The organism is Bacillus sp. I-2 (genome assembly GCF_001974945.1).
GTDB classification, from domain to species: domain Bacteria; phylum Bacillota; class Bacilli; order Bacillales; family Bacillaceae; genus Bacillus; species Bacillus safensis.
In genome coordinates this window covers 358,633-379,459 of the sequence record NZ_LZRW01000032.1, presented here as the reverse complement: position 1 = coordinate 379,459, position 20,827 = coordinate 358,633, and the positions used below count along the sequence as shown (strand labels likewise).

23 protein-coding genes and 1 pseudogene are annotated in these 20,827 nt (G+C 39.6%); 7 read left to right on the top strand and 17 right to left on the bottom strand.

The window, feature by feature from the left end:
* Positions 1 to 93: 93 nt before the first annotated feature.
* From BAE31_RS10925 to BAE31_RS10915, 3 genes are all read right to left on the bottom strand, one after another.
* On the bottom strand, positions 94 to 1,497 hold the full coding sequence (locus tag BAE31_RS10925; protein WP_076840435.1) for a polysaccharide deacetylase family protein: 1,404 nt from the start codon (positions 1,495 to 1,497) through the stop codon (positions 94 to 96).
* A gap of 159 nt (positions 1,498 to 1,656) precedes the next feature.
* A complete protein-coding gene (locus BAE31_RS10920; protein WP_076840434.1) occupies positions 1,657 to 2,211 on the bottom strand; it encodes a delta-aminolevulinic acid dehydratase in 555 nt (184 codons plus the stop codon).
* 16 nt (positions 2,212 to 2,227) lie between these two features.
* Positions 2,228 to 2,794 carry a GNAT family N-acetyltransferase gene (locus BAE31_RS10915; protein ID WP_249895861.1) on the bottom strand — a complete coding sequence of 189 codons (567 nt, stop codon included), beginning with the start codon at positions 2,792 to 2,794 and terminating at the stop codon, positions 2,228 to 2,230.
* A gap of 261 nt (positions 2,795 to 3,055) precedes the next feature.
* Between BAE31_RS10915 and BAE31_RS10910 the strand changes: the two genes are divergently transcribed.
* The 5 genes from BAE31_RS10910 (at position 3,056) to BAE31_RS10890 (ending at position 6,950) form a co-directional block, all read left to right on the top strand.
* On the top strand, positions 3,056 to 3,382 hold the full coding sequence (locus BAE31_RS10910) for an uberolysin/carnocyclin family circular bacteriocin (protein WP_024423066.1): 327 nt from the start codon (positions 3,056 to 3,058) through the stop codon (positions 3,380 to 3,382).
* Between the two features lie 527 nt (positions 3,383 to 3,909).
* The gene (locus BAE31_RS10905; RefSeq protein ID WP_249895860.1) at positions 3,910 to 5,220 is read left to right on the top strand and encodes a hypothetical protein; all 1,311 of its coding nucleotides are present in this window, start codon (positions 3,910 to 3,912) and stop codon (positions 5,218 to 5,220) included.
* Positions 5,183 to 5,722 carry a stage II sporulation protein M gene (locus BAE31_RS10900; protein ID WP_226014623.1) on the top strand — a complete coding sequence of 180 codons (540 nt, stop codon included), beginning with the start codon at positions 5,183 to 5,185 and terminating at the stop codon, positions 5,720 to 5,722. The genes BAE31_RS10905 and BAE31_RS10900 overlap by 38 nt, the downstream gene beginning before the upstream one ends.
* 21 nt (positions 5,723 to 5,743) lie before the next feature.
* Positions 5,744 to 6,289: a hypothetical protein gene (locus tag BAE31_RS10895; RefSeq protein ID WP_034280043.1), complete on the top strand. Its 546-nt coding sequence runs from the start codon at positions 5,744 to 5,746 to the stop codon at positions 6,287 to 6,289.
* Positions 6,282 to 6,950, top strand: coding sequence for an ATP-binding cassette domain-containing protein (locus BAE31_RS10890; RefSeq protein WP_076840433.1), 669 nt, complete (start codon positions 6,282 to 6,284; stop codon positions 6,948 to 6,950). Before BAE31_RS10895 ends, BAE31_RS10890 begins: the two co-directional genes overlap by 8 nt.
* Positions 6,951 to 6,988: 38 nt before the next feature.
* On the opposite strand, the gene BAE31_RS10885 is transcribed toward BAE31_RS10890, so the two are convergent.
* On the bottom strand, positions 6,989 to 7,282 hold the full coding sequence (locus BAE31_RS10885; protein WP_076840432.1) for a spore coat protein: 294 nt from the start codon (positions 7,280 to 7,282) through the stop codon (positions 6,989 to 6,991).
* Between the two features lie 250 nt (positions 7,283 to 7,532).
* Here BAE31_RS10885 and BAE31_RS10880 point away from each other — a divergent pair, with 250 nt between their 5' ends.
* Positions 7,533 to 7,745: a hypothetical protein gene (locus tag BAE31_RS10880; protein WP_076840431.1), complete on the top strand. Its 213-nt coding sequence runs from the start codon at positions 7,533 to 7,535 to the stop codon at positions 7,743 to 7,745.
* 39 nt (positions 7,746 to 7,784) lie between these two features.
* On the opposite strand, the gene BAE31_RS10875 is transcribed toward BAE31_RS10880, so the two are convergent.
* The 4 genes from BAE31_RS10875 to BAE31_RS10860 all read right to left on the bottom strand — a co-directional run bounded on the left by BAE31_RS10875 (position 7,785) and on the right by BAE31_RS10860 (position 12,969).
* The gene (locus BAE31_RS10875) at positions 7,785 to 9,125 is read right to left on the bottom strand and encodes a sugar porter family MFS transporter (RefSeq protein ID WP_034280034.1); all 1,341 of its coding nucleotides are present in this window, start codon (positions 9,123 to 9,125) and stop codon (positions 7,785 to 7,787) included.
* Between the two features lie 81 nt (positions 9,126 to 9,206).
* Positions 9,207 to 10,628, bottom strand: coding sequence for an L-arabinose isomerase (gene araA / locus BAE31_RS10870; protein WP_076840430.1), 1,422 nt, complete (start codon positions 10,626 to 10,628; stop codon positions 9,207 to 9,209).
* Positions 10,629 to 10,645: 17 nt separating this feature from the next.
* Entirely contained in the window at positions 10,646 to 11,350 is a 705-nt protein-coding gene (locus tag BAE31_RS10865; protein ID WP_025092857.1) for an L-ribulose-5-phosphate 4-epimerase, read from the bottom strand.
* Positions 11,344 to 12,969, bottom strand: coding sequence for a xylulokinase (locus tag BAE31_RS10860; protein ID WP_076840429.1), 1,626 nt, complete (start codon positions 12,967 to 12,969; stop codon positions 11,344 to 11,346). Before BAE31_RS10860 ends, BAE31_RS10865 begins: the two co-directional genes overlap by 7 nt.
* 272 nt (positions 12,970 to 13,241) lie before the next feature.
* On the opposite strand from BAE31_RS10860, the gene BAE31_RS10855 reads away from it, so the two are divergent.
* Positions 13,242 to 14,330 (top strand): GntR family transcriptional regulator, encoded by a 1,089-nt coding sequence (locus tag BAE31_RS10855; RefSeq protein ID WP_024423077.1) that lies wholly within the window; start codon positions 13,242 to 13,244, stop codon positions 14,328 to 14,330.
* A gap of 149 nt (positions 14,331 to 14,479) precedes the next feature.
* On the opposite strand, the gene BAE31_RS10850 is transcribed toward BAE31_RS10855, so the two are convergent.
* From BAE31_RS10850 to BAE31_RS10810, 9 genes and pseudogenes are all read right to left on the bottom strand, one after another.
* Positions 14,480 to 15,205 (bottom strand): DsbA family oxidoreductase, encoded by a 726-nt coding sequence (locus tag BAE31_RS10850; RefSeq protein WP_076840428.1) that lies wholly within the window; start codon positions 15,203 to 15,205, stop codon positions 14,480 to 14,482.
* Positions 15,206 to 15,344: 139 nt separating this feature from the next.
* Positions 15,345 to 15,902 (bottom strand): 6-phospho-3-hexuloisomerase, encoded by a 558-nt coding sequence (gene hxlB, locus BAE31_RS10845; RefSeq protein ID WP_076840427.1) that lies wholly within the window; start codon positions 15,900 to 15,902, stop codon positions 15,345 to 15,347.
* Positions 15,899 to 16,531, bottom strand: a complete 633-nt coding sequence (hxlA, locus tag BAE31_RS10840) for a 3-hexulose-6-phosphate synthase (protein WP_024423080.1) — start codon at positions 16,529 to 16,531, stop codon at positions 15,899 to 15,901. Before hxlA ends, hxlB begins: the two co-directional genes overlap by 4 nt.
* A 248-nt stretch (positions 16,532 to 16,779) precedes the next feature.
* Complete coding sequence (gene hxlR, locus BAE31_RS10835; protein WP_029708013.1) at positions 16,780 to 17,136, bottom strand: transcriptional activator HxlR; 357 nt, start codon at positions 17,134 to 17,136, stop codon at positions 16,780 to 16,782.
* 72 nt (positions 17,137 to 17,208) lie between these two features.
* A complete protein-coding gene (locus BAE31_RS10830) occupies positions 17,209 to 18,078 on the bottom strand; it encodes an alpha/beta hydrolase (RefSeq protein WP_076840426.1) in 870 nt (289 codons plus the stop codon).
* A 53-nt stretch (positions 18,079 to 18,131) separates the two neighbouring features.
* Positions 18,132 to 18,509 carry a hypothetical protein gene (locus BAE31_RS10825; RefSeq protein ID WP_076840425.1) on the bottom strand — a complete coding sequence of 126 codons (378 nt, stop codon included), beginning with the start codon at positions 18,507 to 18,509 and terminating at the stop codon, positions 18,132 to 18,134.
* A 511-nt stretch (positions 18,510 to 19,020) separates the two neighbouring features.
* Positions 19,021 to 19,437 (bottom strand): WapI family immunity protein, encoded by a 417-nt coding sequence (locus BAE31_RS10820; RefSeq protein WP_076840424.1) that lies wholly within the window; start codon positions 19,435 to 19,437, stop codon positions 19,021 to 19,023.
* 22 nt (positions 19,438 to 19,459) lie between these two features.
* Positions 19,460 to 20,376, bottom strand: a pseudogene (locus tag BAE31_RS10815) (RHS repeat-associated core domain-containing protein); the annotation flags it as partial.
* A 67-nt stretch (positions 20,377 to 20,443) separates the two neighbouring features.
* Positions 20,444 to 20,803 carry a YxiJ family protein gene (locus tag BAE31_RS10810; protein WP_076840422.1) on the bottom strand — a complete coding sequence of 120 codons (360 nt, stop codon included), beginning with the start codon at positions 20,801 to 20,803 and terminating at the stop codon, positions 20,444 to 20,446.
* Positions 20,804 to 20,827: the final 24 nt, after the last annotated feature.

Genomic DNA, 20,827 nt, shown 5'->3' with positions numbered 1-20,827 from the left:
TTCTACAATCACCTTAACATATTTTCCCTTCATTCTCATAATTGGCTTTAAAAAAGATGCGAATCCATTAAGACTCGCATCTTTTTTACGTATTCAATTCACCTTTTTCGCCCGAGCTTCCTTCCACTGCTCAAGCTCCGAGACTGTTAGTAATTGATATCCTTGTTTGGTCAATTCCTTGATGATCGTGACAGCCGCGTTGGCAGAGGTGTCATAGATGTCGTGCATTAAGACGATTTCTCCGCTAGACGCATGTGTAAGAATGTAATTTGCGACGTATTGGCTGTTTCGATATTTCCAGTCTTCAGGATCTACATCCCAAAGTGTGACTTTCATGTTGACAGCCGCGTTGATCTGCCCGTTTGTTCCACCATATGGCGGTCTAAAGTGAGTCGGTGTGAATCCGCCTGCTTTTTCAATGATTTGCTGCGTATCTTCTACTTGTTTGATGGCTTGTTTTAATGGCAGTCTTGTGAGTAAAGGGTGGTTATAGGAATGATTTCCGATTTCATTTCCACCTTTTCTGATTTCACCTAGCATATCGGGATAATATTGAACCCTGCTCCCTAACACAAAAAATGTTGCATGTCCTTTGTTTTCTTTTAAAGCTGTTAAGATTTTTGATGTCGTTGATGGATTTGGTCCATCATCAAATGTAAGGGCAATGGCTTTTTGATTTGGGTTGAATCCTCCCTGTTTTGGCAGTTTTACGATCTTTCTTTTTGCGATCGGTTCTTTTTTCTCGTTTTTGTTCTTTTCTTTATTGATGTATTCTGGCTTTAACATTCCTTTAAGCAGTGTTTTCTTAATCGCCAGCACTTGAGGACCTTTTTTGTCTGGTGCAATTTGCCCTGCTGGGAAGTAGAATTCAATAAAACGATCTTTGATGGCAAAATACTGATAATGCTCTGCCTTAGGAGATGTTCCTTGTTTAAGCAAATGCTCATTTTCCGCAAGAGAGCGATCTTTTTTCAACTCCTCAAATGTCATTTGAGACAGTTTTTGCAGACTTTCTTTTTTTGATAAAAATAGATCATCTATTGATAAAAACTGCTGTTTCTTGAAATCAAAATTGAATATCTTCGTTTCATGTGCGCCTTTTACTCCGCCTTTCCATTCATATGTATTGAATTTGATCGCAGCAGTTTGTTTGGCATAATGAGTAATCTCGTAATCTATGTTTAATTCGTATCGATGATCTTCATCGACATCACTTGCTTCACTAAACGATGTTTTGAATTTGTCCAGCGCTGTTTCTGCGAATCTTTTCATCTCTTGATCTAGCTTTTTTTGATGAAACACAGGATAGTTCACAGCATATCTCAAGTATCTCCCGTCATTCACGAGGGTTACAATTTCAACTTCTTTATAGCTCGCATCTGGTTCTACCTTCTTCTTCTCTGTCCCGCTTGCCTGCTGATTATGATAAAACGCGGCGATTCCGATGATCATCGCAAGTCCGCATAGAACAAGACTGACTTTCCATTTAATTGACACAAAAATTCTCCTCTCGTGATGCCGCCATGCCTGAATGACGTGTGTTTGTAGGATAGACTTTGCATGCACCCTTTTTAGTTTGCAAATCACACAATTGTCACATTTTCGACACATTTTTGGAGAGGAATAAAAAAAGGACTTGATTTCTCAGTCCTTTGATTACTTTTGCATATATAGTTGAAATAATTTCGTTTCTTCATCAATGGAACGCGCTCGATCAAATGCCGCCCTGACCGTCTTTGTATTGTTCATGAGCTCGTACAGCATGGTCAGCACAAAGATAAATGCTGCATTCCCATCGATGTAATCGTCCGGCGCCGAATAAGATGTAGCCCCTGCCTCTAAAAAAGCATCTGCTAACTTTTTCTCTCCTAGTGTGCAGCCTGTAGAGATGACATGAACTCCTTTTAAGGAGGCATACCGCTTGATTTCATCCGCTCCAAAGGCAGTATCTCTAGGCTCCCCATCTTCGTAAACATCTTCCCCTAATTCAGGCATGATAAATGCTCCTTCTTCACCGTGAAACGATAAAAGAAGGTATTCTATTTCTCCTCTAACTCTACCAGATAACACATGAATCAGATCATTCGGTCTTCCAATCCAATGCATATCGACTTTCACGCCGAAGTTTTCAAGTGCTGCACGCAGTGCAAAAGATTCCAGCTCACTATTGGGTCCTGCTGCTAATATGATACGCATGGCCTGTTGATCCACTTCTATCTCCTCCAGACTATGATAAAAATAAAACCATTTTTTCCTCATCTGCATATGTATCAGCCCATTTTAGCGCTTTTTCTTCGACAGCGTACGATTCAAATCCAACAGAGCGATAAAGGCGCTTGGCTGAGTGATTAGTTGTCACCACTGATAAATACATTTGCTCGATATCCTCCCGTTCTCGAGCAAAGGAAAGAGCTTTTGTCATCAAGGCCTGGCCTGCTCCTACTCCGCGGGCACAAGGTGTTACATACATCGCTGTCAGATTCGCTCGGTGCTTTAACTTTTGCAAGGTTTCTTGGATGAGCGTGACTGCCCCCACAAGCTGTCCTTGATGAAAAGCGCCAAAAGTCCACATAGATTGGGCCGAAGCAAAACGCGCTTTATATTTGTCCTTTGTATTGATTGGCTCTTCCTCATAGCTCAACGCAAAGCCCTCTGGATTTAATCGCAGTGCTTCTAGTCTGAGTGCTGCATATTCTTCAGCATCATCTGATGTTAACAATCGAATATTCAGAAAATCGCCTCCAAAAGAATAATGGATACTTCCAATTTTATCTTGAAAAGAGTTTTTGATCAAAGGATATTGGCCCCTCTGCACATATCTCTTTACCTATATGCAAATTAGACTCGCTTCCCCATCTGTAAAAACAAGGTATTTCCGATCATGTTTACGTGTTTTATTCTAGCAAAAACGATTCTTTTCTCACTTATCTTTTCACTTTATTTATATTAATCTATAACTAATTCATGAAAAAAATGAAAAAAAAGGATTGCGATGCACTAAAAGATATCTTAAGATATAATAGTAATAAAAATACAAAAAAGGGAGGAATTTGATATGACAGAAACAAAAAACGAAATCAAACTACATGTTCTTTTTGGTGCTTTAGCAGTAGGATTCCTTATGCTAGCTCTTTTTTCCTTCTCGCTACAAATGCTGCCCGTTGCTGATCTAGCAAAAGAATTTGGTATTCCGGGCAGTGTTGCAGCTGTTGTTCTGAACGTGGTTGAAGCGGGCGGTGCTGTTACAACAATTGTCTCCATTTTAACTGCTGTTGGATCGGGTGGTCTTTCTCTCATTGCAGCGGCTGGTAAAGAGACAATTCGTCAGTACCTTAAAAACGAAATTAAGAAAAAAGGCCGTAAAGCTGTTATTGCTTGGTAATTCAATTTTATGACCCAATAGAAGGAGACTTGTTCTCCTTCTATTTAAATTTTTATGCAGGTGAGAAGATGTTATATCCATTATTATCACTACTTCTATCAATTAGAATGAAACAACAATATTCAAATCTAGCTCAGTTTATCATACGCAGGGTTCCATTTTTCAAATCGTTTTCTTCTACACAATACATATTATTTTCTTGCATTCTTGATACTTTATTAGGATGCCTGATTGTATTCGTTATTTCTTCATATCTTTACTCCCCGGTCTATCAAATAGAATGGGAAAGTGCTTTTGTGATATTTTTGTTCCTTTTCTCTATTGTCAAAGGAATCGAATCTTATAGAAGAACGCATATTCTTCCTTTTGAAGAGTTGATACAGCTTGCACCTGTTTCCGCAAGACACCTTTTTCAAACGCTTTTGTTTTCTGAGTTGGTATGGCTTCTATTTACGAGCTTGAGCACTTATTTGATCTATTTTCTCTTTCAATATTTCATTGCTCAAACACATGACTGGATATTCTGGTTGAAGCATCTCAATGTTATATTGACAGGCTTCTTACTTTTTATGGTCAGCAATAAGATATTTGGTGCTTACATCTATAACATTGTCGTAAAAAAAATTGGGATCATTCGTGTTCTTTTTTTCGCAAGCATCTCTTTACTTTTCTTCTTATTTGGAAGAGTTCTAATATCGAACATCATTTTCCCTTTTTATCACACCTTCCGACAACTTTTTCAATCAATTGCTTCGCTTGCAGAAGATGCGTTTTGGATTACACTTTCAAACAACTTGATGTCTTTATATCAGAATAATCTTCAGCAAATCCATCATGCTTTATTTTCACAGGATTCGGTATTTCTACAATTTCTAGCGCTTTTTACTTCACCTGTCACATTTTTCGTGGTGATATTAGCGGCAACACTCGTCATGAAGACCCCTGTTCGCTGGATTCCGACTGGAAAAGAGCATGATCAAAGCTCAAAACATTTTAAAGATTTATTTTATTGGTACTTTCAAGCACTTGATAAAATTCAAGGCTCGCTGTTTGAAAAGAATATGCTGATTCAAAAAGACATTAAGGTGTTAAAAGAAAAAAGGTGGCTGCTGTCTAAAGAGTTTTTTAATTATATGTTCATGTCATATGAAGCCTTCTTCTATGTCGGGGTTATGACCGGTTTGATCTCGCTTGTTGATCATCAAGCTTTGCAAATTCAGCTATTATTCACATTAAATGTGATGATTTTAGCTAATCAAACATATGAAATGAGAATACTGACCCCTTCTATATTTTCTTTGAGTGCTGAAAAAAAGAATATTTGGCTCTATGAGCTTTCTCAAACATCTCTTATGCAGTTTTTCTTATCAAAAATCCAGTTATTTTATTGTTTATTTTCTATACCATCACTCTTTCTACTTTTCATTAATCTATTAATCATGAGTGTATATCACCTTTTTGATGTTCAGATGCTCATTCAATTGGTGGCATTGGGGATTGGCTTTTTCATTTTTCCATTGATTCAGCTGTATTTGTTTCCATTCACAACGAAATTCAATTTTATTCACGAGCATGAAATAGGGACAACCAATGAAGAAATAGAAGTTATCGATAAAGGACAGGCCTTTGCAAGGAATTTTCTCGTGTTGCCTTTCATGTACTATATGATCTTGACCTCTTTTCTACCTATTTTGCAGCATTCTACAAGTCTCATAAGCGTTCTGTTTGCTTTATATTTTGTGATCGTTTCAGTAATTTGCTGGGTGTTATGCCGCAAGACCATCTATAAAGGGATTGAATATGTTGAAAAAAATAAGATGTTTTATATCGGAGAATAGACTGATTCTACGCCTCGGTTACCTCTACGCTGCTATCTTTATTGCAGCTGTGCTAATCGGAAGCCTTCTTCCTTATGATCAGATTCCTTATCTTAAAAAGGATGAAGAGATGTTTTTTCTATCTATTTTCTTAAACAATTTACAAGTTGGAATGGCAATATTAGGCATCGGAGCTTTTACAGGCGGGATCATGTCTGCGGGCATTCTTTTTTACAACGGCTACATTATCGGCAAACTCGTTCAGTATCTGATTGTCAATCACGAAGCACAGCAGCTATTCACAGGACTCCTGCCTCATGCTTTTGTAGAAGTTCTTGGATTAATTCTGTTCTCAATCGTCAGCTCTTATCCTTTTATTTATCTTTATCGATTTATAAAAGGAGAAACGATTGAATTAAAAAAACTGACCCTAACTGTGCTTCAATTGATTTTTGCAGCAGCCGTTCTTTTATTCATAGCATCTCTTTTAGAGCAATACGTTAGCCATGTACATCTACCATAGAAGAAAGGAGAATGTGGTTCCATGGAGCTACTTCTACGACCTAAGCAATTTTTCAATCAGAATCAATCGATTAAAACCATTGTAGGCCTTGTCTTACTATCATTATTTGTGTCGACTGTTTTTTTAACATTTTTTATTATTGATTTGTTAGTAGATGAACCTTTATCCACTGGGAAACAACTTGCCAGCATTGTTTTTATCTTTTTGCTGACAATCCCGCTTTATTTCATTTTAAATTTTCTCAGTACTGTCCTAACTTCTATTTATATGTATTTTTTTCATAAAGCTTTTATTTTACGCAAAATGTATCTTGTTATTTTGGTTTATAATGCATTTCTTTTATTAGTGAATAGTGCAGCGATCTATTGTGTGATGGTGTTACAATTAGATCACTATTTTCTCTTGATTCAAATAGTTTCCTTCTTATTCAACTTATATCTTTTACGTATCCTTTATGATGGAATTATTTACTATGCTGAAGGATCAAAAAAAGCTGCCTTAGCAACTGTGATCTTGTATATGCTTGTGACGACTGCGTTTGTTATTGGAGGATTCATCAATGGCTAAACTTCAAGTGTCTCAGCTATCTTTTCGCTATGAAACAACAGAAGAGAATTCTCCCCTTCTCGATCATGTGTCATTTGATCTGAAAGAAAGTGATCGAGCTTGTATTATTGGAAAAAACGGCAGCGGTAAATCAACACTTTTAAAGATTATCGCAGGTCTGCTTCCTTCAGCATCAGAAACGATTTTACTTAACGAGCAACATCATCCTGGAACCGCTCAATATAAAAGTCTGGTAGCATACATCCCAGATAAACCTTTAGTCTATGATGCGCTCACTGGTTTCGAGCATATGGAGCTTATCCAGTCTTTATGGAAAATGAAAAGGCCGGAAAAGGTTTTATACAAAGAGACCTTTCTATCGCTTTGTGATGCATTTGATTTAACTCATGCCCTAAAGATGCCTGTCAAACAGTATTCTTTGGGCATGAGATATAAACTTTTCTTTAATTGTATGGTGGCAAGATCTCCAGAGCTGATTATTCTTGATGAGCCTTTTACCTCTCTTGATGAAGCCTCTCAAATACAATCGATTTCTTTATTAAAAAAAGAATTCTCACATCGATGTGTTTTATTTACAAGCCATCAGCGCTACCTTTATTCAGAATTAGGAAATCGTTTCTTTCAGCTGGATCAAGGACAATTAAATGAAATGGAGCATTAGACATACAAAAGGCATCCCATAAAAGGATGCCCCCTTCATTACCACTTACAGCGCTTCACCGGACGGCAGCAAGGGTTTTTGATATCACTGCCGCAATCGTATTCTTCTACAATATACTCGTTGTGAGTCGATTCAGTGACCGGATAGTAGTTTTCTACTCTTTTAATGTTTTTATTGACGTTTGTGATATGCGTTGGATGGATTTTTCTGATCGTTTGTTCATTCGTTCTTGTGTTGACAATTTGACGTGTGGGGAAAACAACCGTTTCTTCTCCTCCTTGGTTTCCTCTGCGAGGTCCAAAGAAGAAATCATCTAATCGATTTCGGCTCATCTTAACACCCCTTCAAGTTGTCTTTCACTTACACTCTATCGTATGTCAGAGCCATCATTCGTGATTAGATGCATGTCTATTTTTAAAAAAATCCACTTTCTATCTATTTTTCTCTTTCTTTACAAAAGGACAATTTTAACATATTATACAAATGATATCTTACGAAGACAGGTCATCCATGAAAACAAAACATCAGCTCTTTTTATTCAATGCATTTTTTCCACTCATTATCAAATAAGAGGTGAACGATATGATCAACACGACACAGCCATTCGAACGAAACAAGCTAGACATTGCACTTGAACTAACTCAATTGCATCTGAATCAATATCAAACAAACCATCCTGATCAGCTGAGTGAAATCTATGCGAAATATTACGCGCTGCTTGAAGTGCTGGATTTGTCTTCCTATGATCAATTGATTGATTTACTGCCAATTGAGCTCAAACAGACGCTTGAGTAAAAAACCACCTATCCACATGGGATAGATGGTTTTCTTTATTTATACACGCGCAGCCATATCGGTTTCGATTTGCTCTAAGCTTCTTCCCTTTGTCTCGACTAGCACAAATCGGGTGAATAACAGCCCGATTAAGCAGATGACTCCGAATGAGGAGAAAATGACCCCAAAGCTGAATTGATCAGCCAGAATAGGGAAAACGAGTCCAACCGCTAACGATCCGGTCCAGTTAAAGGCAGAAGAGATACCTGCTCCGATGCCTCTGACAGAAAGCGGGAAGATTTCTCCGATGATGATCCAGGTGATCGGTGCCCACGAGAAGGCATAGCACAAAATAAAGCAGCAAAGTGAAATCAATGTTACCCAGTTTAAAATTCCTTCACTGACGCCAAGTGCCCCTAATGCGGCGGGAGCAAAGAAAGAAAGGGCCATGCCCGATCCTCCTACGGTGAGAATCGTTCGGCGGTCGAAGCGGTCAACAAATTGTAAAAAGATCACGGTCGTGACGACAAAAATGACACCGACAATGACTGTAAAACCTGCGGCAACTTGAGGTGCAAGCCCTACATTCCGAGCGATACTCGTTGCATAATAGACAATGGAGTTTGCACCTTGAATTTGCTGAAGGGTTGCCATTCCAACCCCAATGAAAAGAGCCATTCTGAATTTCTTTTGAAACAATTCACGAATCCCCGAGCGTTCTTCTTTGGCGACTTCTAAAATTTCCTGCATTTCTGATTCGATTTCTTCACGGGAAGAACGCAGTGATCCTAATACTTCCCGTGCTTTATGAGCCATTCCGTGTTTAATCAAATATCTCGGAGATTCAGGAAGCTTCAGCATACCAATATAAAGCACGATCGCAAATAAAGCGGCACTTCCCAGCATCCAGCGCCAGCTGTCCGGGATGGGCTCAAACACAAACGCAACAATATAGCTGAGCAATAGACCAGTTACAATCATGAGCTGATTGAGCCCAGATAATTTCCCGCGGATTTTAGCAGGAGCGATTTCAGACATGTAAGCCGGAACCAAAGATGAAGCTGTTCCTACTGCTGTCCCTAAAAAGATTCGAGCGATGGTGAGTGAAATCTCTTCTGGTGCGACAGCTGATCCGATCGCCCCAACAAAAAAGATTACGGATGAGACCAAAATGAGTTTTCTGCGGCCAAATTTATCCCCTAAGAGACCGCTTAAGATGGAGCCAATAATGGCCCCTCCCATTAATGAAGAGACAACGATTCCAAGCCATAATGGGCTGAGCTGAAATTCTTCCTGAATATGTCCTTCTGCCCCTGCAATAATACCAATATCATATCCAAATAAGATGCCTGCAAAGGACCCGAAAAAGAAGATAAATTTGCTTGACACTTTTTTCTCCAAGTGGATGACCCCCTCACTTAATTAACCGCTTTCATTTCACTCGGTGCTTCTACTGTAACCAGCAGAAGACCTTTCCCCCTTCTATAAAACCACATATTCTGCATTGACTAGCTTTGCAAAGTGAACAATTTGATCAACCGTTAAATTGAGAGACACGACTGTATGGTGGCCTCCGCCTTCTTTAATCCATGCTTTGACGCCATCCTGAAAATTCGGTTTGATTTTCCACAATACACGCGCAACTGGTAAATGAGGTGCTGCTTCCTCCGGCTCAAAGGCTTCGACTTCTTGTATCAGCCATTTGAAATGAGTTCCAAAATCTGCTATGGAGACAACGACACCATCGCCTGCTTTTCCATCGAACACAAGACGCGCTGGATCTTCCCGGTTTCCGATCCCAAGTGGAGACACGACAATGACAGGTTTTGTATGGGCGAGCGCTGGATCTACTTCCAGCATATGAGATTGCAGCACTGCTTCCTCTCCAGACGTCATTTCATACGTGTAGTCCTCCATAAATCCAGTGGATTGATGATGACTCATCACCTTTAATAAGCGGTCCAGTGCGGCCGTTTTCCAATCACCTTCCCCAGCAAAGCCGTATCCCTTTGCCATCAGCCGCTGTACCGCAAGTCCAGGCAGCTGCTTCATCCCATGTAAGTCTTCAAAGTTTGTTGTAAAGGCATTATAGCCGCCTTCATCTAAGAAACGTTTGATGGCGATCTCATATCGCGCCTGCACCTTGACACTTTTTTCCCACTCTTCAACTGAATACGTTCCATAATTCACATCATATTGCGTTAAATACTCAGCAAATAATGCATCTACCTCTTCGTCTTCTACTGCATTTACATATTCGACGAGATCGCCTATTCCAAAGTAGTCAACGGTCCATCCTAATTGAATCTGCGCTTCGATTTTATCGCCTTCTGTCACAGCCACATGCCGCATGTTGTCACCAAACCGGGCTACTTTGATGTGAAAGCTCTCATGATAGGCAGCCGCAACGTCCATCCAATCAGCAATTTGCTGCTGCACTTCCGGCTTAGACCAATGACCGGTCACAATTTGGTTTTGTTTATTTAAACGTGCATTGATATAGCCATATTCTCTGTCTCCATGTGCGGATTGATGGAGATTCATATAGTCCATGTCGATCGTGTCCCACGGAATCTTTTCATAATATTGTGTAACAAGATGCAAAAGAGGCTTTTGCAAAAGACTAGTGCCGCGTATCCACATTTTTGCTGGAGAAAATGTATGCATCCACGTCATCACACCGACAACTTCATCGCGATAATTGACCTCTTTCATAAGCTTTGTGATTTGATCGGCACTGACAGCCAGTTTCTGCAAGATCACTGGATAAGGAAGCAAACCGCTCTCATTTAAAGCATCCGTCATCTTTTGTGCATCTGCTTTTACTTTTTTCAGTGCTTCATCACCATATAAATGTTGTGACCCAACGATAAACCAAAACTCTTTTTTCAGGCTTGTTAACATAGATATCCCTCGTTTCTTTATGTTGAAGGTTTTTGTCCGTAATACGCATGCTTTCCATGTTTTCTTAAGTAATGTTTATCTAAAATTCGCTGCGGCAATGGCTCAGCAAATTCGTTCAATTGCTTGGCAAAAAGGTTCATTTTGGCGACTTCATCTAAAATCACACTGTTTGTGACCGCACTTTTTGCATCCTTCCCCCATGTAAATGGACCATGACCTTGAAGCAATACACCCGGCACCGCCATCACATCTAGGTTTCTTTTCTCAAACGTTTCGATGATCAGCTTGCCCGTTTCTACCTCATAACCCCGATTGACTTCTTCTTCTGTAAGAAAACGAGCGCACGGAACGGCGCCGTAAAATGTATCGGCATGTGTTGTGCCCATTGCTGGTAAATCAAGACCTGCCTGCGCCCAAACGGTTGCCCACATAGAATGGCTATGTGAAATGCCCCCTATTTCCTCAAAGTGTTTGTAAAGAACTGCATGTGTAGCTGTATCTGACGAAGGACTGAATTCTCCTTCCACCACTTCACCGTCAAAGTTCACCACGACCATATCTTTTGCTGATAGCTGGTCATACGCTATGCCGCTCGGCTTAATCACAAACAAACCACTGTCACGATCACATGCACTGACATTGCCCCATGTAAATTTCACAAGTCCGTATTTTGGCAAATCTAAATTTGCTTGATACACTTCTTCTTTTAAGCGATCTAGCATACCGTCGTCACTCCTTTCTTTGGCAGCAGATGCGCTACTGCCGCTTCTTCAATCGGAAGCCCCTTTTGATAGCGCTTTAAAAATTCATCAAAGCCTTTGACATCGAGTGGATCGGGCTCCATGAGTTCTTCTGATGTATGGGCAAATACTCGTTGGGTAAGAAATTCAGCCAATGTTTGCTGCTGATGATGGACCATATATGAAGCAAGGACCGCCATCCCAAACGCACCACCTTCTCCCGCTGTTGAAACGACTGATACAGGTGTATTTAGCGCTGCGACAACCATTTTTTGTCCAACGAGCGGTGTTTTAAATAATCCCCCATGTCCTAGTAAGCGGTCAATCACTACATGTTCCTGTTCCTTTAACCGGTCCATGCCTATTTTCATAGCACCAAAAGCGGAGAACAAATGGGTGCGCATGAAATTAGCGAGGTTAAAGCGGCTTTCAGGAGACCTGACAAAAAGAGGTCTTCCTTCTGGCAGTCTCGTAATATTTTCACCAGAGTAATAGCCATAGCTTAAGAGACCGCCGCCATCTCGATCTGCTTCTAAAGATTGCTGCAATAACGATTCGTATAACCTTTCTGACTCCACTTGCATGCCTAGTGCTTCAAATGCCTCTTTGAATATATTCATCCAAGCGTTTAGGTCACTTGTACAGTTATTCGCATGAACCATCGCAACTGGCAGTCCATCCGGCGTCGTAACCATATCCACTTCTGGATACACACCTTTTAGATCCTGCTCCAGCACAATCATGGCAAAAACCGATGTCCCAACAGAAATATTCCCAGTCCGTCTTTCTACACTGTTTGTTGCCACCATTCCCGTTCCAGCGTCACCTTCCGGCGGGCAAAATGGAATGCCTGGCTGCAAATGTTTTCCTTGATCCAAAATGGCTGCTCCTGCTGCCGTTAACACGCCTGCCTCTTCGCCTGCTAAATAGACATGCGGCAGAAGGTGGCGAAGCTTCCACGGGTAGCCTTTTTCTGCAATCAATGCTTCAAATTGCTGGAGCATTTCTTCATTGTAGTCCTTCGTTTCGTCATCAATCGGAAACATCCCTGACGCATCGCCAATACCAATGGCCTGCTTTCCGGTTAACAGCCAGTGAATATATCCAGACAAAGTGGTCATATATTCTAATCGGGATAGATGTTTTTCCTCTTCTAATACCGCTTGATACAAATGGGCAATGCTCCATCTTTCTGGAATATGAAATTGAAATACATCTGTCAGCTTTTGACTCGCCTCGATGGTCGTTGCATTCCGCCATGTTCGGAACGGAACGAGAACCTCTCCTGTATGATCACATGCCACATAACCATGCATCATCGCTGATACCCCGATTGAGCCAATGGTTTGAATGGTCACACCATACTTTTGCTCGGCCTGTTCTTTCATCTCTCGATAGGCCACTTGCAGACCTGTAATGATATCAATTAAGTTGTACGTCCAAATTCCATCCTGGAGAAAACTTTCCCATTCATATGCACCTTGTGCAATTGGCTGAAATTCCTCATCTATTAAAATCGCTTTAATTCGTGTTGAACCAAATTCAATGCCTAAAGATGTCCGTCCTTCTTTCAAGGCTTTGGCCGTCTCTTTATGATTCAATCTACGTTCACCCCCATTTTGATAGCGGTTTCAATTTTGTTTTTCTAGATTCATTGATTCTCTGGTACAATCACAATATAATATTTGTACGTACATATGTCAATAATAAATATAGTTGTACATACATAATGTGACAAAAACCTGCATTTTTTCTGGAGGGGTCATGACTGAAAAGGAAAGCGCCTGTTTTTGATTCGACAACCATGTTAAAATATGTCCATACAATTTCTTCTCAATCCGAGTAGATGATCAACTGAGAAAGAAGTGAAACGATGAAAAAGAAGTACCAGATCATTATTGATGATATAAAAAGCAAAATACTCACAGGGGATTATCGGATCGGGGAGCGCATTCCAACCGAATCAAGCCTGCAAGACATGTATCAAGTAAGCAGACATACAGTTCGAAAAGCCATTTTGGAATTGTCCAGCGAAGGATTTTTGCGCAGCGAAAAAGGTTCAGGCACATTTGTGACCAATCAATATCAAACAAAACCTGCGGGACATGCACATATGAAAACGATTGGGGTCATTACAACATACATATCCGATTACATTTTCCCTTCTATCATTCGAGGCATTGAAAGCCGATTAAACGAAGAGAACTATTCCTTGTTACTGGCAAGTACAAATAACGATGTTGAGCAGGAGAAAAAAGCGCTGGAGATGATGCTGTCTTTTGGGGTGGACGGACTTATTGTCGAGCCGACGAAAAGCAATTTATATAATCCAAACATTTCGTACTACTTATCCTTTAAAGAACAGGATGTACCGCTCATTATGATCAATGCCTATTATGAGCAGCTAGAGGTTCCTTTTCTCTGTTTAGATGATGTAAAATCCAGCTATTTAGCCACAAAAGAGCTGATCACCTCAGGCCATCAGCAAATTGGACTTATTTCAAAAACAGATGATTTACAGGGAAAATATCGAATGAAGGGCTATATTCAAGCGCTAGGTGAAGCGAAGCTTAATTTCCTGCCTGAGCATGTGCTCTTTTTCGATACAGAATCGAAGCAGCATTTGGGAGAGCAAATTCACACATTCCTGATGGCGCACCAGCATGAGCTGACTGCTCTTGTTTGCTATAACGATGAGGTGGGTTTAGAAGTAGCCAATGTATGCAGCGAAATCGGGCTGTCCATTCCAGATGATCTCTCGATTATTGGACAGGATAATTCGTATATCGCCCAGAAAAATGCCCATGTGAAGCTGACAACACTGACCCATCCTCAGGAGCAAATGGGCCGTGATGCAGCAGACTGGATGATTAAAAAAGTACAAGGAAAAAAGAATCTCCCTGATCAAACGTTTTACGAGCCTGAATTGGTTCCAGGTGAAACGATCAAACGAATAAAATGAGCCCTTACTCCAAGTGGCTCATTTTATTTTAGATTCCAGCATGAGGCGTGAATGGGTCGGATCCCTGAAATGAAAGACATGTGTTACCCCTCATCCATCATTAAACAATAAAAAATCCCCATCTTATAAAAAGATAGGGAACATATCTATTACGCCTCTTCTTTAGGGGAAGGCACCGCACATACGCCATCTGCACATGCTGCTTCAAATGAATTGGCAGACGCTTTCTCTGCTTGAGCTGCTTCCTCTGTCCAAGCTGTTTCAAGTGCGCGCAGGAACGTATCGGCTGGCTGCGCACCTGCAACTGAATACTTGTCATTGATCAAGAAAAACGGAACAGCATTGATACCAAGCTGTCTCGCTTCTTGTTCATCTTTTCGGACATGATCGGCAAATGCTTCGCCACCCAAAACTTGCTGTACTTCCTTTTCATCAAGACCTGCTTTTTCTGCAATTTGTAAAAGGGTTTGACGATCACCAACATGCTTTCCATCTGTAAAATATGCTTGAAACAGCTCTCCCATAACGAAATCGCCTTTCCCCATTTGACCAGCATATTGCGCCAATCGATGGGCATCAAAGGTGTTGGTCAACACGAGCGGATCGAATTGAAAATCGATTCCTTTCTCTTTGCCGGCCTGCTTCACCTGCTCATTCATCGCCATGGCCTGGCTGCGGCTCATGCCATATTTTTTGACGAGCATATCATGGACATCATAATCGACCTGAGTAGGTGCATGTGGATCAAGCTCAAAGCTTTTAAACTCTATCTCTACCTGCTCCTTCTCTGGAAATTGTTCTAGCGCTGTTTCCAGCTGTTTTTTTCCTATATAACAAAAAGGACAGGCGATATCTGACCAAATTTGTACTTTCATGTTCATCTTCCTTCCGTGATTGCGCTTTTCCTTTAACGATGTAACAATTATAGTTACATCAAATAGATGATGTCAAGATTCTGATCTTGATAAATGAAAAAAACCTCTCCTTCTAAGAAAGGAAAGGCTTTGAAAATATCTATTCTAAATTTGCATGGTGACCGTACATTTTATGTGTGTCGAGCTCTTTTATTTCCATTAACCGTAAAATAACCGCATCGTATGTCAAAAGAAGCGACTGCTCAAATAGTGAGCCCATTGGCTGAATGGTATGATGGTTTCCTTCCTGTTGATCCTTCGGCGCACCTGATAATAAGATGACTTCATCCGATAGATCAGCTAAAGGTGACTCAGCAGAAAGGGTGAACGCTGCCACTTTTCCACCAATTGCTTTTGCTTTTTTTGCAAGGACAAGCAAAGACTCTGTGCGGCCAGATCCGCTCCCCACAATCAAAAGATCCTCTTCTGTAAAGGAAGGCGTATTCGTTTCTCCAATTACATATGCCTTGACGCCAATATGCGTAAGTCTCATCGCAAACGATTTTCCCATCAAGCCAGACCTGCCTGCACCTGTCACAAAGACTTTTTGTGCGGATAAAATACTTGTAACCAGATGCTCTGCTTGTTCGTCTTGAATGGCTGACGAATGCTCAGAAAGTTCATTTAAAATGACTTTCACATAGTCGCTGGTCTTCATGATTGTGCGATCAGCTGTTTCATTTGTGCAGCCACTTCTGCTTTATTGTCCTGACTTGCGATTCCGCCGCCGACAATGATTAAATCAGGGTTTAATTTCACGACTTCAGGTAACGTATCAAGCTTAATTCCGCCTGCAATCGCTGTTTTCGCCTGTTTGACAACTTGTTTAATCGTCATAAGGTCAGCAAATGAGTTTTGTCCAACCGCTTGCAGATCATAGCCTGTATGCACACAAATATAATCGACCCCGAGCGCATCCAGCTCTTTTGCACGGCCTGCGATATCTTTGATGCCAATCATATCAACTAGAATTTGTTTTCCTCTTGCTTTCGCTTCTTTCACCGCTCCTTGAATGGACATATCTTCTGCCGCTGCAAGAATGGTGACGATATCTGCTCCAGCTTCGGATGCCTGCTGCACTTCATAGCCGGCAGCATCCATAATTTTCAGATCAGCGAGTACACGTAAATTCGGAAAAGCCTGCTTGACTTCTTTTACAGCACGAAGCCCTTCGTTAATCACAACAGGTGTACCAATTTCGACCACATCAATGGATGCTTCTACTTCTTTGATCAGCTCAATCGCTTCTGGTATATTCACTAAATCTAATGCTAATTGTAATTTCATCAACTTTCACTCCCGTTTTTCATTTCATCTTCAAGAGCTCCGCGGTTGATGCATCTTGAACGATGAAATGAGTATAACAACAGGATGGACGCAATCCAAGTACGCACTTTTTTTTTACATACTATACTTTTTCGCATATGGTTACAAAAAAGATACTGTCTTTTGGCCAGTATCTCAGTGTGATTGAAAAGAAGACAAAGGGCTAAAATAAAGTAATTTTAGCCCTTTGTCTACAATCGGTGATATGACTATTTATCGTCCTTTAAAAAATTGCTGTCGAGATATTGTTTTCCCCAATCATACATCGCCTCTAAAATCGGCATTAAGCTTTCTCCTAATTCTGTGAGAGAATACTCAACCTTTGGCGGAACGACAGGATAAACCTCCCGGTGCACAATGTGATCTTCCTCTAATTCTCTTAGCTGATTGACAAGCATTCTTTGCGTAATCCCAGGCATTAACGACTTTAACTCACCAAAACGTTTTGTCCCTTCTCTGCCAAGGTGCCATAAAATCAGCATTTTCCACTTACCGCCGATAATATTCAGCGTCAGCTCTTTTTCGCAGTTGAACACTTTATTTTCCATTCGTGATGACAACAACATACACTCCTTTAATATCAAACCACTTTATCATTATACTGCGGCAAAAAGAATTGCCCGAGCATACGGTCTTCGTTATTGATTTTGTTTTTTGACAAAAGCCATCACAGCCTCTGTCATTTTTTGTGCTTCTTTTGGCGCTCTGTCTGATCCAAACCATTTGTTCAGGTCACTATGGCTTAGCGTATGAACCCGAAAAACAAACCGAGAGCCTTTATCATGATTTAGTTTTTCTGCAAATCGGTACACCTCAGGATTTTCCCAGCCCGTCACCAAATAGACAGGCGGTACATTCGCTTGATTCATATAAGTGACAGGTGATGCCTTTGTCCAGTTCTTCTCTTGTTTGCCAAAGACTTTTTTGTACGATGGGATGGCTTGTATAAATTGATTGAGGTTTAACGGCCCATCTAAAATCACGATGGAATTGATCGCTTTTGGCGACAGCCCCACACGTTTTAAGTAGGTCGAATCTGTGGCAACCAGTGCCGTCAAATGACCGCCCGCTGAGTGACCCATGACATTGATTTTTGATGAATCAATTTGATATTCATCCGCATGATCCTTCACCCATTTAATGGCGTTTGCCGTATCATCTGCCATCTGCTCGTAATTAGCATCAGGGTGAAGCCTGTAATTCATTGAAACAAACACATACCCTTGACCTGTAAAATAATCAGCCTTTGAAGCGACTCTACTCTTATCGCCGCCTGTCCAGCCGCCGCCATGGAGATAGATCATGACTGGATGCTTTTTCTTTTTGTCTTCACCTTTGCCCTTTGGCATGTACATATCGAGTGTTTGCTGTTTGTTTTGTGTGTCTGCATAATGGATGTTTGTCGTCGGCTTAGGCTGGTTGAAACGGAACACAAAGAATGCGCATACCAATAAGCCAGCGATGACTGCTGCAAAAAAAAGCCACTTCATCATTCGATTCAATGTCATTGCACCTTTCTATGTTAGGATGGAAAAGCATCATTCGCACATATGTAGAGAGACTAGCCCGATTCATTTGAAACGACTTGTATAACTTGAATCGTTTCACAATAAAAAGAAAAATACTGTTCTTCATCATCTTCGACAAAGTAATTCAAATATTCCCAGCCTCTATCCAAAAGTTGAATGTTCAATATAATATGGTCATCGTTTGTTAACTCCAAATCTTTGATTTGAACAGAAGAGACATTGGTAAATTTCAGATGAATGTCTGCTTGTAGATTCGGGGATTCATATGGGATGTGCAGAACAATACAATTGATCAAGTCGTAATGTTCATTATACTCTTTAAAGTAGTGGAATTCATTGATTTGCTTTAGATGGTTGATATCGAAATCAGGGATTTGTTTCTGGATTTTTTCATTTAAAAACCATGTCATTGTGTGTCCTCCGAGAGGTTATTGTAAAAGTACAATGATTCGTTTTCTTGTTTGATCGTCCTCTTTAAAACTTTTCGTATTTTATTTAAACAGTCTAGCATTTTTGGTTCGTCCATTAATTACACCATCTCTAAATAAGGTTTTCTCAAACTTACTTCACACTGTAAACTGACTACATTTAAGCAACTTTTACTGCTAAGCTTGATAAAGATGCGCCAAATGTACGTGTCAAACTTTATTTATTTAAATAACTTCAATTGTATACACAGCTCTTCAATAGCTTTCGTTAATCGTTCTATTATTTAAATAACACCTCAAACCCTTTTTACCAGTGGTAGTGGGCTTAGATATCTTTCAATACATCTAGGATTATTTCTTTTCTTAGTAAATTCACTTCATCATTTCGTTTTCTTATAATTTTAAATTTATTATGACCTTATTCTGTTTCATACTAAACCCTCCTTCATAATACTAAGAAGGAGGGTTTAGTTTAGTTAGACACTAATGATAATTAAGGAAGTTTCGGAGGTTTTTTTATATTTTCGATATCATATTTCAAATCTTTTAAAAAGCATTTTACATGTTCCTCATCAAGTTTTATCTCATATTGTTCTGACTGTATTTCATCATTAATAAACACTTCGATTTCAATTACATATTTTTCAATTACTTTATTCATTCTTAAAATAAACAGTGGCTCAATAGTTTCAAAATAAAGATTTTTCAACTTATTATTCATTAGATCTTCAATTTCTGAGACTAACTTTTCATACTCACTTTTTAATAACACTGCAGAAAAATCTCGAACTATCACCTTTTTACTTTCAGACAACTCAAAAATAGATAAAACAAATGGATCGTTTCCATCTTCTTGATACGTCCTAGGTTTTAACTCGACTTCAATAAAGTCATCCGTAATTAGCGCCATCTAATCCCCCCTTAAATAGTTTTTATCTTCTTCTCTTTTTGGACTTGTTCCCTTTTCCATGCGTGTGAAATCTATTCTTATCTCCTTTTGCTAGTGAACTACCAAAAGCAGTAACAACTTGCCCTTTTTTATTTAAAACTACTGTAGCTTTTTTACCAACATACTTTATAGTTCCATTTCCTTGATCAATTTTTTTCTTAGGGTTACGAATAGCGTCTAGTTTTGCTTTCGCACTAACTCCACGCCCTCCAATTCTACCTACTGACTGATTAAGACCATGTTTTGTATGCCCTTTAATTTTAATCGTTTTAGCTGCAAAACCATAAATTCTTTTCGCACCCTTAAATATCTTCCTAGGTCCAAAATTAGATGCGGCTGCTAAAGCTGCACCTTTCCAACCTTTTCCTGATTTATAAGCTTTGTATCCATCATATACCGCAAATCCTGCATTGACAACAAACCATACCCAATGGCCGTCTGGGTCCACATTCATGACTGGGTTGTTGTTTCCATAGGTATATCCGTTTTGATCTAGTGCATCTCCATCGCTTCCTGGGTCTGTATCTAGTGAAAGGAATACGCCGTTTCTCGGTTCATAGTAGCGGGCGATTAAATAGTAAAGTCCTGTTTCTTCGTCGAAGCGGTAACCTGCATAGCGATATGGGTTGCCTTTTACTTCTTCATCTTCTTTTACCTTTGTTGGGACGCCCCATGTATCGTATTCGTACTCAGCAACGATTTTTCCTGCACTGTTTGTGATGGCTATGACATCACCGTGTGCATTGTAGTGATAGAAATATTTTTTCCCGTTTTGTGTGAAAGCAAGGAGTTGTCCACTGTCACTTGTCACTGTATGTGTATGCTTTTTTGACTGCGTTCATCGGTTTCGTATAAAATAGTCATGCTGTCCGCGTCATAAAAATAAATTGTGTCTTTACCAAATTAATTAAAACAGCTATCAAATATACTTGACAGCTGTTTTTGTTTATTATTTTAGTTTAAAGATTCATACTCCTTTTATAAGCTTATTAATCAAAATCCTAATTTTTTCATGAAAGTCTAAGCATTCACTTAATTCTTGATATTTTAAAATTTCACTTTTATAATTACTAAAATGTGGATAATGTTCATAGAACGTTTTTTTTAACATTTCTCTTTGATACCTAGGTATTTTTTTATCTTCAATTATATAATTTAAACTTCCAGTTATTAAAGCGAAAAATTCATAAAATTCATCTAAAGAAGTATTTGTTTCTTCTTCAAAATCGTACATATCATTTGGAAACGGACCATGTAATAATACATAATATTTTTTGATTTCATCTAATGTTTTTTGATCAATATTATATCTTTTAAAAAATTTCATCCATATTCAGGCCCTTCTATATTG

What these genes read in the sequence shown, in the direction of transcription:
- BAE31_RS10810 (WP_076840422.1), bottom strand. Translation starts at nt 20,803, where the DNA reads ATGAAATTTTTTAAAAGATATAATATTGATCAAAAAACATTAGATGAA.
- BAE31_RS10880 (WP_076840431.1), top strand. Translation starts at nt 7,533, where the DNA reads ATGATCAACACGACACAGCCATTCGAACGAAACAAGCTAGACATTGCA.
- BAE31_RS10865 (WP_025092857.1), bottom strand. Translation starts at nt 11,350, where the DNA reads ATGCTAGATCGCTTAAAAGAAGAAGTGTATCAAGCAAATTTAGATTTG.
- araA (WP_076840430.1), bottom strand. Translation starts at nt 10,628, where the DNA reads ATGTTAACAAGCCTGAAAAAAGAGTTTTGGTTTATCGTTGGGTCACAA.
- BAE31_RS10885 (WP_076840432.1), bottom strand. Translation starts at nt 7,282, where the DNA reads ATGAGCCGAAATCGATTAGATGATTTCTTCTTTGGACCTCGCAGAGGA.
- hxlB (WP_076840427.1), bottom strand. Translation starts at nt 15,902, where the DNA reads ATGAAGACCAGCGACTATGTGAAAGTCATTTTAAATGAACTTTCTGAG.
- BAE31_RS10820 (WP_076840424.1), bottom strand. Translation starts at nt 19,437, where the DNA reads ATGGCGCTAATTACGGATGACTTTATTGAAGTCGAGTTAAAACCTAGG.
- BAE31_RS10890 (WP_076840433.1), top strand. Translation starts at nt 6,282, where the DNA reads ATGGCTAAACTTCAAGTGTCTCAGCTATCTTTTCGCTATGAAACAACA.
- BAE31_RS10850 (WP_076840428.1), bottom strand. Translation starts at nt 15,205, where the DNA reads ATGAAAGTACAAATTTGGTCAGATATCGCCTGTCCTTTTTGTTATATA.
- BAE31_RS10825 (WP_076840425.1), bottom strand. Translation starts at nt 18,509, where the DNA reads ATGACATGGTTTTTAAATGAAAAAATCCAGAAACAAATCCCTGATTTC.
- BAE31_RS10900 (WP_226014623.1), top strand. Translation starts at nt 5,183, where the DNA reads ATGTTGAAAAAAATAAGATGTTTTATATCGGAGAATAGACTGATTCTA.
- BAE31_RS10910 (WP_024423066.1), top strand. Translation starts at nt 3,056, where the DNA reads ATGACAGAAACAAAAAACGAAATCAAACTACATGTTCTTTTTGGTGCT.
- hxlR (WP_029708013.1), bottom strand. Translation starts at nt 17,136, where the DNA reads ATGTTGTTGTCATCACGAATGGAAAATAAAGTGTTCAACTGCGAAAAA.
- BAE31_RS10830 (WP_076840426.1), bottom strand. Translation starts at nt 18,078, where the DNA reads ATGACATTGAATCGAATGATGAAGTGGCTTTTTTTTGCAGCAGTCATC.
- BAE31_RS10895 (WP_034280043.1), top strand. Translation starts at nt 5,744, where the DNA reads ATGGAGCTACTTCTACGACCTAAGCAATTTTTCAATCAGAATCAATCG.
- BAE31_RS10855 (WP_024423077.1), top strand. Translation starts at nt 13,242, where the DNA reads ATGAAAAAGAAGTACCAGATCATTATTGATGATATAAAAAGCAAAATA.
- hxlA (WP_024423080.1), bottom strand. Translation starts at nt 16,531, where the DNA reads ATGAAATTACAATTAGCATTAGATTTAGTGAATATACCAGAAGCGATT.